This window comes from Saccharothrix saharensis, assembly GCF_006716745.1.
Lineage (GTDB): Bacteria > Actinomycetota > Actinomycetes > Mycobacteriales > Pseudonocardiaceae > Actinosynnema > Actinosynnema saharense.
Genome location: NZ_VFPP01000001.1, coordinates 1,279,817 through 1,292,802 on the forward strand (window position 1 = coordinate 1,279,817; position 12,986 = coordinate 1,292,802).

Here is a 12,986-nt window from a genome sequence, read left to right on the forward strand (position 1 = left end):
GAGCACGGGGATGGCCGACGACCGCACCACCACCGAACTGGCGCCGTACGCGCTGGTCCGGGTGGCCGCGCTCGCGCACCCACGACCGGCCGGGTCGGACTTCCGGGCGGGTCTGGCCGCGGTGGTCGCCGCCGAGTCCCGGATCGCGGCGCTCGCGCCCGACCTCGCCGACGCCCTGCACGACAGCGCCCGCGGCCACTCCCCCGCGTTCCACCGGAACGTCGTGCTGCCGTTGCGCCGTGACGTGCACAACGGCCGTGTCCCGCGACCGGCGGCGTGGGGCACGTTGCCGCAACGGGTGCCGTTGTTGGCGCGGTGGTTGGCGGCGCACGAGGAGTTGGCACGCGCGGTGGACGCGGTGCTGGCCGCGTGGCCGGGCGGACTCGCGGCGTCACGCCGGTGGCTCGCGGAGGTGTGTGCCACCGATGAGCTGCGCCGCGCGAGCGTGCTGACCGGACCGGACCTGTTGCACGGCCTGGACCGCACCGCGCGGGGCCGCGGCGAGCCGGACCGCAAGGCGCGCAAGGCCGAGCCGACCGTGCTGCGGTACGCGCTGCGCGCGACGGCCAAGACCAGCCCCCTGTCCTGGTACACCCACGTCGGTTGGGGCGTGTGGGGCGACGGGCCGTGGCCGGGCGCCGAGCCGGTGTCGCACCCGGCGGTGCACCGGCTGCTGGTGACGAGGCTCGTGGACGCCCTGGGGCCGCGGCTGCCGCACCGGCTCGCGCCGGGGCTGCGGGAACGCGACGGCCGCCTGCTGTTCCGCCGGGACGTGCCGGTCGAGGGCGTCGGTCGGGCCGCGGTGGCCCGTGAGGAAGAGGTGGACGTCGCGGCGACCCGGCCCCTGCGGTTCGTGCTCGACGTCGTGCGGGAGGCCGGGCCGGACGGGCTGCCGCTCGACCGGGTCACCGCGGCGCTGGCGGCGAAGCTGGCCCGTCCGGACGCGGCGGCGGCGTTCGTGGCGCGGGTCCTGGACCTGGGGCTGCTGGTGCCGGTGTCCCCGATCCACCCGCAGGACCCCGACGCGGTGGGCTCGCTGGCGTCCTGGTTGGCGCCGACCGACGGCGACACCGCCCGCCGGCTGACCGCGCTGGCCACGACCACCGCCGCGTTCGGCCGCGCCGACCCGCCGACCCGCGCGGCCGTGCTGGCGCAGCTCTCCGCCGGCTGGCGCGACCTCGGGGAGCGGGTCGGGGCGGACCTGACCGGCGTGACGCCGGTGGTCGAGGACGTCGTGCTGCCCCAGCCGGTGCCCGTGCCACCGGGGGCCGCGCCCGCGCTGACCCGCCTCACCCCGTTGCTGGTGGCGTTCGACCAGCACGTGCTGCTGCGCCGGCTGATCCGGACCAGGTTCGTCGAGCGGTTCGGCCGGGGCGGTGCCGCAACGCTCGCCGACTCCTCCGGGCCGCTGTCCCGGGCGTGGCAGGAGTCGATGGACACCGACGCGGTGGCCGACCCGGACGTCCGCGCGGTCGTCGAGGCGCGCGAGAAGCTGGCCGGGCAGGTGCACGACGGCGTGGTCACCGACGACGTGCTGCGCTCCGCCGCCGACCTGCTGCCGCCGTGGGCGACCCGCCGCCCCGGCTCGTACGGCTTCTTCGCCCAGCCGACCGAGGACGGGCGGCTCGTGGTCAACCGGGTCTACGCCGGGTTCGGCAAGTTCACCAGCCGCTTCCTCGACCTGCTGCCCGGCGCGCGTGACGCGGTGACGCGCCAGGTGCGCCGCCACACCGCCGACCCGGTGCAGTTCCGCCCGGTGCGGGGCTTCAACGCCAACCTGCACCCGTTGCTGGGGGCGCGCGAGGTGGGCGAGGACGCCCGGTGGGCCGACCTCGCGGCCGACGAGCTGGAGGTGCGGCACGACCCCGTGGCCGACGAGGTGCGGGTGACGCACCGCGGCGTCCCGCTCGACGTGCTGTACCTGGGTTTCCTGATCCCGCTGGCGCTGCCGGACCGGCAGGTGGCGCTGTACTCCGACCTGGCCTGCGGGTGGGTGGACCTCGACCGGCTGCGCACCGCCACCACCGAGGGTGGTGTGACCACGCGGGGTCGCCTGACCTGCGGTGATGTCGTGCTGGCCCGTCGTTGCTGGGACTTCGCCGCGCCGCCGACGGTCGGCGCGGAGGAACGGGCCGCGCTGGACGTGGCCCGGTTGCGCGCCCGGCACGGGGTGCCGGAGCACGTCTTCGTCGGCCCGGACCGGGGACCGGCGACGGCCGACGCCTACCAACGCGCGCTCACGGCGGGCAAGCCGCAGTACGCGGACCTGGGCGACCCGCTGCACCTGCGCTGCCTGCCCCGGCTGTTGGCGAGGTTCCCGGACGGCGTGCGGCTGACCGAGGCGCTGCCCGTGCCCGGCGCCGGGCGGGTGGTCGAACTGATCGCGGAAACGTACTGGAGGGCCACGTGACCGACGTCGTCTGCTACTACCACGACCCGGTGAAGGCGCCGTTGCTCCGCGACGCCGTGCTGCCCGCGCTCGCGGAAGCCGAACGCGCCGGCGCCACCGGGCACGTGGAGCGGCACTGGTTGCACGGACCGCACGTGCGGGTCCGGTTGGACGGGCCGGACGAGGTCGCGGAACGGGTCGCGGCACGGCTGCGCGCGCACCTGGCGACACATCCGTCCACCGTGGACTTCGGACGCGAGGTGCTGTTGGCGCGGGCGAGGCAGAACGGGATCGCCGAGCTCGTGCCGCCGCCGTACGAGCCGATCCACCCCGACAACACCGTGGTCGTCGAACCGACGGACCTCGCTGCGCTGCGGCGGTTGCTGCGGTCGGACGTGCTGGTCGACCTGCGCGCCCGGTGCCTGCGGATGGGCGTGCCCGCGGTCCGGGACGCCGTGGCCGTGACCGGCGCCGGCCCGGCGCGCGTGCGGCTCGCCCTGATCGCGATGACGGCGCACGCGAGCCGGTTCCCGGCGGGCCTGGTCAACGGCTACCACTCGTTCCTGTCGCACCTGGAGGGTTTCCTGCTGCACAGCGATCCCGACGGCGTGCTGCGCGACCGGTTCGCGGCCGTGTGGGAGCGCAACGCCGAGCAGGTGGTGGAAACCGTGCGCGGTGTCGCCGACGGCACGCTCACCACGCCGTGGGTCGCCTGGACGGACGGCACGCGCGCGGCCATCGAGGAGGTGTTCGACCGCGGCGAGCTGCCCACCGCGTACTCGGCCCACCTCGGTGAGCGCGCGGTGGAGCTGGGCGAGGAGGAGGCGATCCGGCGCTGGCACCGCGACCACGCCGACCGGATCAGCGACTACCACGCCCGGTTGCGGGAGGTGGACTTCGACCACCCGGACTACCAGCGGCCGGTCACGGTGTACCGGTTCGGCACGAACATGCTCTACCAATTGCTGGCGGTGTGCGACGTGACGCCGGTCGAGCGCTACCTCGCCGCGAGCCTGGTCGTGCGGGCGGTGCAGCGGATCACCGGCATCGGGTGGGACGAGCACGTGGCGCAGATGGTGAAGGTGGCGCGATGAGCGGGGTGCTGGTGCGGCTGCGGCCGATCGTGCACGCGACGCCCACCCCGACCGGCCTGCACGTGCGGGGGTGGCGGTCCAGCTTCACCCTCGACGGCGGCAAGGGGCTGTGGACGATCTGGGAACGGCTGGCCGGTCCGCTGGCCGACGGCGTGCCGCCGGGGCGGCTGGTCGTGCCCGAGCACGCGCCACCGGCCGTGGCGCGGGCGTTGGAGCTGCTCATCGGCCAGCTCCACGAGCACGACATGCTCGTGGAGGTGCCCGCCGAGTGGGGTGGGGACGCGCCGCCGGAGGACATCGCGAGCTGGCTGGAGTCCGTCGCGCCGGCACCGGTCGAGACCTGGCGTCGACTCCGGTCGGCGACGGTGACCGTCACCGGCGAGGGTGTCCTGGCCGCGTACGCCCGGCGCGCCCTGGTCGCCGCCGGGCTGGAGGTCGCGGCCGTCCGGTCCGGTCCCGGTGTGGTCCTGGTGGCCGGGACGCACGCGGTCGCGGCCGGGTGCGCGACCGACGTCGGGTTCGTGGTCGCGCCGGGCCCGCTCTCGGACGTGGAGGCCGACGCGGCGGCGGTGGCGCGACGGTTGGCGGGCGCGCCGGGGACCGCGCCCGAGGTGTTGGCCGCGCTGGTCGGGTCGGCCGCGGCGCACCGGCTGGTGTGCGCGGTGGGCGGGCTGCCCGACCCGTCCACCGAGGTGGTCGACATGTGGAGCGACGTGCCGCCGACCGGCCCGCCGCACCAGGCCGTCCTGGTCGCCCGGCTCGACCCGCTGCACGCCGAGTACCACCCCTGGTTGTCGGCGGTGCGGCCGCGGGAGCCGAACGGCGCGCTGCTGGACGTGCTGGGCGATCGGGAGCTCGGGCCGGTGCCCACCCCGCTGCCCGGTGACCTGCCGCAGTTGCCGGTCAAGCTGGCCGCGTCCGGTGACGTGGTCGGCTTCGGCACCACCGAGCACGCGGCCCGGCTCGACGCCCTGCTGCGCGCCGCGGGCGAGCTCGCACCGGCCGGTGCGCTGGTGGGCGCCGACCGGGTGCACGCCCTCGGGTTGGCGTTGCGCACGGCCGTCCGGCGGCTGCCCGGCACACCGGTCGCCGAAGTCGAGTGGGCCGCCGACCCGACCGCCCGGCGGTGGTGGAAGGCCGTGGCGCTGCGGTTCGCGCTGCCCGCCTCGGTCGAGGTGACCAGGCTCGGTCCGGGCGTGACGCGGGCGGTCGTGCGGGCGGACGGCGAGGAGCTGTCGTGGGCGGTCGAGGCCGAACCGGCGGACGCCGTCGCGTTCGCCGCGATGGCCGCCGCCGGGCGGGCGCAGGCAGGCGTCGGCGGGACCGGCGTGCGCGGGACCGTCGTGCTGTGCGGGGCGGCGCCGTTCGCCGAGCCCGACGGGGCCGCCGCGCCGTGGACGAACCGGGACTGGCACTGGCCGCACGGGCTCCGTGATGGCGAGGAGGCGTTCCAGGAAGACCTGCGCGCGCTCGCGGGCGAGGTCAAGCCGGTGGACCTCGGCCCGGTGCTGGAGGCGGCGGGGCTGGTCGCGTTCGCGGAGGACGGCCGGTGACCGTGCGGGTGGTGGAACTGGCCGAGTACTCGCTCGGCGAGCTGGACGGCGTCGGCGCGGACGGTCCGGTGCTGCCGGTGCGGTTCGACGGCGCGCTGGCGTTGATCGGACCGGTGTCGGACGGGGTGTGCGCGGGGTGCGCCGAGGACGCGCGACTCGCCGCGCTCGGCCCGTCCGCGCCCCGCGGTGACCGGCGGATGCGGTTGGGCGGCCTGGCTTCCCCGGCGTTGCGGCCGTTGCTCGCGGCGCTGGTCGAACGGGTGTCCGGAGACCCGGCGGCGTACCGCGACAAGGTGCTGGCGGTGCGGACCGACCTGGGCACGGTGGGCGAGCACCGGGTCCGGCCGCGGCCCGGTGGCTGCCCGAGGTGCGGGCCGTTGCCGGACGACGGACCGGAGGCCGTCGTGCGCGAGCACGTCCCGGTGGTGCCGGGGACGTTGCGCGGCCCCAACCCGCTCACCGGCGGCGACGCGCTCAAGCGGGAGCTGTTCGACCTCCGGCACGGCCCGGTCGGCGGGATGCACCGCATCGGCGACCTGACCGTGGCCGCGGTGAGCGCGGAGCTGGGCGGCGGGCAGGCCGGGTTCGGCCGCACCGGCGACTACGCCGAGGCCGAACGGGTCGCGCTGTACGAAGCCGTGGAACGGCACGCGGGCATGCGGCCGCGGCGCGTCACCACGGTTTTGGAGGCGTCCTACGCCGAGCTGGGCGACCGTGCGCTGGACCCCGTGCGGCTCGGCCTGCCGGATCACGAGTCGCCGCACGTCGTGCCGTACCACCCGGACGTGCGGACCCGGTGGGTGCACGGCTGGTCGTACACGCGGGGACGGCCGGTCGCCGTGCCCGAGCACGTGGCGTACTGGGGTCACGGCGAGGGCGCGCGGTTCGTGGACGAGACGTCCAACGGGTGCGGCACCGGCAACAGCCTCACGGAAGCGGTGCTGTACGGGCTGTTCGAGGTCGCCGAGCGGGACGCGTTCCTCACGGCCTGGTACGGCCGGGTGCCGCTGCGGAGCCTGCGCGTGCGCGACGACGTCACCGCGCACCTGGCGGACCGGCTGGAGCAACTCGGCTACCGGCTGGAGCTGTACGACGCCACCAACGACCTGGGCGTGCCGTCGGTGCTGTCGTTGGCGCGCTCGCCTCGCCGTCCGCACGCGTTCTTCGCCGCCGGGGCGGGGCTGGACCCGGACGCGGCGATGCGGTCGGCGGCGGCCGAGGTGGCGATGGACGTGGAGGCGGGTGCGAAGCGCTACCGCGTCGAGCCCGACGACTACGACCCGGAACGGCTGCGGCGGTTGCTGCGGGAACCCCGGCTGGTCCGGAGCATGGACGACCACGTGAACGTCAACGGGCTGGCGGAGGCCGCCGAGCGGTACGACTTCCTCGTGCCCGGCCCGGAGGTGGCGCTGCCGGTGCCGGACGTGCCGCGGGACGACCTGGACGCCGTGCTGGAGCACTACGTGCGCAAGTGGGAGGCGTTGGACCTGGAGGTGATCGCGGTCGACCAGAGCGACCCGGTGGTGCGGGACCGGCTCGGCCTGCACTCGGCCAAGGTGATCGTGCCCGGCACCGCGCCGATGACGTTCGGCGAGCTGAACCGGCGCACGCACGGCATACCTCGGCTGCGCCTCGCCGGTACCCCACTGCCCCACCCGTTCCCGTGAACGCCGACGCGTTGCGCGCGGCCTATGCGCACGGGCCGGGGCGGGTCGTGGAGCCCGGTGCGTCACCGCGGGTTCCGGCCGCTCCGGGCCCGCGCGTGCCGCTGACGGCGTTGGGCGGGCGGTTCGGGCCGGCGTTGGCGCGCCTGCTGACCGACGTGGCGACACCGCTGCGGTGGGAACCGTGGAACCAGTACAACGACCACCGGGCCTACCCGTCCGCGCGGGCCGCGGCGACGGTCGACCTGGTGGTGGCGGGGCGGTGGGTGCTCGACCCGGTGCGGCGGGCGCTGGTGGGCGACGGGACGCCGGTGGTCGACGGCCCGGTGCGGATCGACCTGGTCCGCCGCCGCGACCGCTTGTCGGCCGGGTACCGCGAGTTCGGCGACGTGCTGACGGAACTGGAGGTGGGGCACGTCGCGGCGGCGCTGGTCGAGCACTCGGCCAGGCTGGGGCTGCGCGCGCGGGCGTCCGGGCCGGCGGTGACCGTGACGTTCGGGGGCGGGGCTGCGGCGGCTGCCACGGCATCCGGAGTCGGCGACTCCCCGAGCCCGGTTCCGGTGCGCAGTTCGGGCGTCGGCCCGCGCGGCATCGCGGCGGATCCGCGGCCGCTGCCCGCGCACGTCCTGGACGCCGTGGTGCACGCCGTCAACCACCCGCCGGTCGGGTCGCCCGTGCGCGGCGACCTGCGGCACCGGTTGGCCGTGCGGAACGTCGAAGGCGTCGCCGACGGGTGGTACGCCGTGGACGGCGGGCTGCGGTCGGTGTCGGCGGGGGCGGCGGTGGCCGCGCTGTCGCCCGTGTTCGGCCACCCGCCCAAGACCATCCACGTCGCCTCGATGAACCTGGCCCTGGTCACCACCGGCGACCCGGCCGCGGCGGTGGCGGCTGACGGGCCGGACGGTTACCGGGCCCTGTTGCGGGCGGCCGGGGCGGTCGCGCAGCACGTGGGAACGGCGACGGCCGGGGCCGGGGCGTTCTGCCGGCCCGCGCGCAGCACCGACGACGGTCCGCTGGAGGCGCTGGTCGGCGCGCCCGCGTCGCACGCGTTGCTCTACCTGCTGCTCGTGGGCCGACCGCGCGGCACGGGTTTCCGCTACGACCTCACCCCACTGGAGACGTGATGACGTGGACCAGCGTGCACGTGCGGCTGTCGTGGTCGGTGGCGGACGTCGACGCGTTCATCACCGACGTCCTCGCGCCGGAGCTGGACGGCCACCGCGCGGCGGGCCGCCTCTCGGACTGGTTCTTCGTGCGCTACTGGGAAACCGGACCGCACCTGCGCGTCCGGGCGCGGGACGTGACCGCGGACCTGGTCGGTCGGTTGCGCGCGCTGGTCGCGCAGGCCGATCACCCGGTGCGCGACCACTCGGTGGGCGGGCTGCCGCACGGTGACGTCCGCGAGACGCCGTACGAGCCGGAAGTGGCGCGGTACGGCGGCCCGGAGGCGTTGCCCGCGGCCGAGGAGGTGTTCTGCCGCAGCACGGAGGTGGCGGTGGCCGTGCTGCGGTCGGCGGGGTCGAGGTTCACCGCGGCCGTGGAGCTGATGATGGCCACCGCGGTCGCGTTGAAGATGGACCGGGTGGAGGCGGCGTCGTGGCTGCGGGCCCTCGCGACGGGGTGGCGGCAGGCGCACGAGCCCGTCGCGCCGCCCGGCGTCGGCTCCCACACCGCCGCCCGCGCCGTCCACGAGGCCCGCGCCGCCCACCTCGCCGCGCGGTGGGACCGGCTCGAAGCGGGGGCGACGGGCGCGGTCGGGTACTGGGTGGACCGGGTGCGGGCGGCGGACCTGCCCCGGCACGTCTGGGCGTCACAACTGCACATGCTGTGCAACCGGCTCGGTCTGAGCCCCGAGGAGGAGCGCACCGCCTGCCGGCTGGTGGCGATGACGGCCGAAGCGCCCGACGGGCCGACGCCGTTCCACGAGGACGGCGCGACCGCGCCCGACCGGCGTTACCTGGCGGCCAGCAGGTTCCACCCCGGTGTGCCGGACCAGGGGCCGCGCAGCGCCGGCGTCACGTCGCCGACCCTGCCGTGGTGGCCGGACGTGCCGCTGCCGGAGCCCGCCCCCGTGCCGGGCGCCCTGGTCGACGCGCTCGCCACCCGGCACACCGCACGCGGCGCCGAACTGGCCGGTCCGCTGGACGCCGGGCAGTTGGCGACGCTGCTGTGGACCGCGCAGGGCGCTCTCCCGGACGGGAGACGGCCGTACCCGAGCGCCGGTGCGCGGCACAGCGCGCGGCTGCGGGTGGTGGCGTGGCGGGTGACCGGCCTGGAGCCGGGCGTGTACGAGGTGGACGAGGCGCGCCGGACGCTGGTCCGCGTCGCCGCCGCGCCGCCGGTGGACGACGTGCGCGCCGCTTCGATGTGGTTCGGCGACGGCGAGGGTCGGGTCGACCCGGCCACGACGCCCGCGGTGCTGGGCCTCTACGCGCGGGTCGGCGCGCTGCGGAAGGCGTACGGCCTGCGGGCGTTGCGGTTGGCGTTCACCGAAGCGGGGCACCTGGCGCAGAACCTCGCGCTGGTCGCGGCGTCGACGGGCCTGGCACTGGGCGTGCTCGGCGGTTTCTACGACGACGTGGCGCACGACGTGCTCTGCCTGGACGGCGTGGACGACGCGCTGGTCTACCTCATGCCGCTGGCGGCGACGGGGTGACCGGAGCACTTCCCGACCACTTGGTCACCATTCGCTTCGCCGTCGATCGCCGCCCTGGTCGGCTCGTTCCGCGACAGTTCCGCTGACCGCCGGTCCCGCGGTCGGGCGCGGACTCCTGCCCACACCGGTGAAGGTGGACGGCCCGGAAACCAGGGGGCCGCCGTGGTCGCGCTCGCCGAGGTCGCCGGACACGCCGGCGGCCCTTGCGGACCCCGTACACGACCTCCTCCCCCACGAGGGTGACGCCGCGCACCCGCCCCTCGGTGGACTCCGCGTCCATGTAGCCGACGACGTCGCGGACCGTGGTGAAGTCGTCGATGAACAGCACGCCCCACCCGAAGCGGCCCCGCCGGGGCCTGAGCACCGCGTGCGGTGCACCCGCCCCCCGGCGCACGTAGGAGTCGCGGAAGAGGTGTTCACCACGCCGCTGACCGGCACGCTGCTGCCAGGCTTGACGCGGGACTCATTGCTGCGCGGGGCCGCGCGCCCGGGCTATTCCGCGGCCGAGCGGCCGGTGTCGGTGGACCGGTGGAGGGCCGAGCGCGGCGGGTGAGATCACCGAGGTGTTCGCCTGCGGCACGGCCGCGTGCCGGACGTGGACGGCCGGCCGCACCGCGTGTGCCGACCCGACGGGCGACGCGGGCCGGGTCCACGCGACCCGGCCCCCCATCCGGGTGACATTCGGCGAGTGGGTCGTGCGGCGCCGCGAGACTGCTGCGCACGGGCATTCCCCCCACCGACACCGGAGGTTCACCGGATGAACGCGCACAGAGCCGCCGCGGCCCTCTGCCTCTGCCTGGGCCTGGCGTCGACCGCCGTCACCCCGACCGCGCACGCGGTCGTCGAGCAGACGTGCCTGGTCAACGAGGTGGTGACGTTCAGCGAACCGGTGACCAACACCCCGAAGACGGTCGGCGTCACCGTCAACGGCCAGCTCTTCAACTGCACCAACGGCTCCGCCGCCACCGGGTCGTACACCGAGACCGCCACGCTGCCGGACTACACGTGCACGTCGCTGTTCTACCAGGGCAGCGGCACGCGGGTCTTCACGTGGACCGACCCGGCCGCCGCGCCGAGCGCGTACTCGTACAACCGGACGTCCAGCCGGGTCGGCGCGAACATCGTGATCGTGCTGCTCGGGTCCATCGGCTCCGGCACCTTCGCCACCGAACCGACCAAGATGCAGCTGACCGCGCTGAACCCGGACCCGATCAGCTGCGCCACCACGGGCGTGTCCCACCTGAGCCTCTTCGGCGCCCTGACCGTGGGCCTGTGACCCGAAGGCACACCGCACCCCCGTAACCGCGCACATTGACGCAACCGAACGGTTGCTATACCGTCGGCTGATGCCGCCCGACGCCGAAGCGGTCGCCGAACAGGTCTTCGCCGCCCTGGCCGACCCGACCCGACGCGCCATCCTGGCCGCGCTGGCGTCGGGCGGCCCGGCCACGGCGACCGACCTGGCCGATCGGCTGCCGATCACCCGGCAGGCGATCGCGAAGCACCTCGCCCTGCTCACCGACGTGGGCCTGGTGACGGCGGAACCCGGCGAACGGCGCCGGATCCGGTTCCGGCTCCGCTCCGTCCCGATGCGGGTGGCACAGCAGTACCTGGCGTCGCTGGCCCGCGACTGGGACGGCCCGCTCAGCGCCTTGAAGAACCACCTCGACCGCACGGCACCCACCGCGGACCCACCGGAAGGGACCTGAGCGGCGGGTGGACCGTGCGCGCGCATCGGAACTCGGGAAGGTGGACGACCACGATGAAGACCCCTCCGATCGTTTCCCCGGCGGACTGGGAAGCGGCCCGGCAGGACCTGCTGGTGCGGGAGAAGGAGTTGACCCGGGCGAGGGACGCCATGGCCGCGGCGCGCCGGCGGATGCCGTGGCTGGCGGTGGAGAAGGAGTACGCCTTCGACACGCCGCGCGGCCGGATGAGCCTGCCGGACCTGTTCGAGGGCCGCCGCCAACTGGTCGTCTACCGCGCCTTCTACGAGCCCGGCGTGTACGGCTGGCCGGACCACGCGTGCCGCGGCTGCTCGCTGGTGACCGCCGACCAGATCGGGCACGTCGCCCACCTGCACGCCCGGGACACCACGCTGGTGTTCGCGTCACGCGCGCCGCAGGCCGACATCGAGCGGTTGAAGGCGCGGATGGGGTGGCGGATGCCCTGGGTCACCATGCTGGACGACTTCGACGCCGACTTCGGCGTGGACGAGTGGCACGGCACCAACGCGTTCATCCGCGAAGGCGACCGCGTGTTCCGCACGTACTTCGTCAACGGACGCGGTGACGAGGCGTTGGGCAGCACGTTCAGCTACCTGGACATCACCGCGCTGGGCCGCCAGGAGGACTGGGAGGACTCGCCGGAGGGCTACCCGCAGACCCCGCCGTACGTGTGGTGGAACTGGCACGACGAGTACAGCGACGCCGGTCCCGCCGAGGGCTGGCTGGAGAAGGTCGCCGAGGCGGAGGGCACGCTGACGTCCGTGCGGTCGAAGCCGACGCACGACGACTGCTGCCACTGACCCACGGACTTCGCGGAACGGGTCCGGACCGCGCGCCGGTGGTCCCCCGGCCCGCGCGGAACGGTCCGGGGCGCTCGTACCGGATCGTTCCGCGCGTCCGGCACGGCAACCCCGGGCGCGGTCGGGCGTCCGGCACGGTAAACCCGCTTCTCCCGTGAGGTCGCCATGCCGTTCCGCCGCACCCTGACCGCGCTGTCGACCGCGGTCGCCGCCGTCCTGCTCGTCCCGTCACCGGCGTCCGCCGCGATACCCGGCGACGAACAGGTCCTGTCCCACGCCGGCCCGTCGTCCTACGCGAGCCGGATCGCCTCGGTGTCGTGCCCGGCGGGCAAGCAGGTGGTCGGCGCGTTCGCCTACGCCCGCGGGGCCAGGCGCGACGTGCTGGTCACCGCGCTCATCCCGTCGGCCACCTCCGTCGTCGCACTCGCCCAGGAGGACCAGGACGGCACCGAAGCCGAGTGGAGCCTGACCGTGGAGGCGATGTGCGCCTTCCCGGTGCCGGGCCACACCGTGGTGCAGTCCTCATCGGACGCCACGTCGTCGAACAAGCAGGTGCGCGCGACCTGCCCGAGCGGCCGGAAGCTGTTGGCGTCCGGCTGGAACACGCGGGGCGCGGGCCAGGTGCACGTCAACCAGATCGCGCCGACACCGGACCTGACGAGCGTCGCCGTGACCGGCATGGAGGACCCCGACGGCTACGGCGGCGACTGGCGGCTGACGACCTACGCGGTGTGCTCGGACCCCTTGCCCGGCCAGGGGTTGCGCACCGCGACGTCGGTGGTGGACCAGGGGGACAAGTGGTTCGACGTGCGGTGCGGATCGGACCAGCGGCGGCTGTCGGCGGGCTGGTCGTTCATCGGCACGGCCGGCGTGACGCCCGCCGGGCAGGTGCTGCCGAACATCTGGGCCACCGGCACGTCCTGGTTCGAGCTGGACGTGTGGGAGGACGACGACGGTTTCGCGCACGAGTGGTACGCGATCGGGCGGGTCGTGTGCGTCGACCGGTGAAACGCCGGGAATAGAGCGGAAATATAGATTTCGGTAAACCGTCGCGGTATTCGCGCGCGCTCTCGCCGACGGGTGGCGCGCGCCGGTACGGTTCA

At 75.3% G+C, this 12,986-nt stretch carries 10 protein-coding genes; all 10 read left to right on the top strand.

The window, feature by feature from the left end; genetic code table 11:
- Window positions 1-10: 10 nt before the first annotated feature.
- The 10 genes from FHX81_RS40315 to FHX81_RS04950 all read left to right on the top strand — a co-directional run bounded on the left by FHX81_RS40315 (window position 11) and on the right by FHX81_RS04950 (window position 12,891).
- Window positions 11-2,410: a lantibiotic dehydratase gene (locus FHX81_RS40315; RefSeq protein ID WP_170231937.1), complete on the top strand. Its 2,400-nt coding sequence runs from the start codon at window positions 11-13 to the stop codon at window positions 2,408-2,410.
- Window positions 2,407-3,483, top strand: coding sequence for a lantibiotic dehydratase C-terminal domain-containing protein (locus FHX81_RS04905; RefSeq protein WP_170231938.1), 1,077 nt, complete (start codon window positions 2,407-2,409; stop codon window positions 3,481-3,483). Before FHX81_RS40315 ends, FHX81_RS04905 begins: the two co-directional genes overlap by 4 nt.
- Window positions 3,480-5,036 carry a hypothetical protein gene (locus FHX81_RS04910; RefSeq protein ID WP_141975450.1) on the top strand — a complete coding sequence of 519 codons (1,557 nt, stop codon included), beginning with the start codon at window positions 3,480-3,482 and terminating at the stop codon, window positions 5,034-5,036. The genes FHX81_RS04905 and FHX81_RS04910 overlap by 4 nt, the downstream gene beginning before the upstream one ends.
- Window positions 5,033-6,703 (top strand): TOMM precursor leader peptide-binding protein, encoded by a 1,671-nt coding sequence (locus tag FHX81_RS04915; protein WP_141975452.1) that lies wholly within the window; start codon window positions 5,033-5,035, stop codon window positions 6,701-6,703. The genes FHX81_RS04910 and FHX81_RS04915 overlap by 4 nt, the downstream gene beginning before the upstream one ends.
- Window positions 6,700-7,824, top strand: coding sequence for a hypothetical protein (locus FHX81_RS04920; RefSeq protein ID WP_141975454.1), 1,125 nt, complete (start codon window positions 6,700-6,702; stop codon window positions 7,822-7,824). Before FHX81_RS04915 ends, FHX81_RS04920 begins: the two co-directional genes overlap by 4 nt.
- Window positions 7,824-9,356 (top strand): thiopeptide-type bacteriocin biosynthesis protein, encoded by a 1,533-nt coding sequence (locus FHX81_RS04925; RefSeq protein ID WP_141975456.1) that lies wholly within the window; start codon window positions 7,824-7,826, stop codon window positions 9,354-9,356. Before FHX81_RS04920 ends, FHX81_RS04925 begins: the two co-directional genes overlap by 1 nt.
- A gap of 757 nt (window positions 9,357-10,113) precedes the next feature.
- Window positions 10,114-10,632, top strand: a complete 519-nt coding sequence (locus FHX81_RS04935; protein WP_141975461.1) for a hypothetical protein — start codon at window positions 10,114-10,116, stop codon at window positions 10,630-10,632.
- Between the two features lie 70 nt (window positions 10,633-10,702).
- Window positions 10,703-11,065: an ArsR/SmtB family transcription factor gene (locus FHX81_RS04940; protein WP_141975463.1), complete on the top strand. Its 363-nt coding sequence runs from the start codon at window positions 10,703-10,705 to the stop codon at window positions 11,063-11,065.
- 53 nt (window positions 11,066-11,118) lie between these two features.
- Window positions 11,119-11,883, top strand: coding sequence for a DUF899 domain-containing protein (locus FHX81_RS04945; RefSeq protein WP_141975465.1), 765 nt, complete (start codon window positions 11,119-11,121; stop codon window positions 11,881-11,883).
- 165 nt (window positions 11,884-12,048) lie between these two features.
- Window positions 12,049-12,891 (top strand): hypothetical protein, encoded by an 843-nt coding sequence (locus tag FHX81_RS04950; RefSeq protein ID WP_141975467.1) that lies wholly within the window; start codon window positions 12,049-12,051, stop codon window positions 12,889-12,891.
- Window positions 12,892-12,986 lie beyond the last annotated feature (95 nt).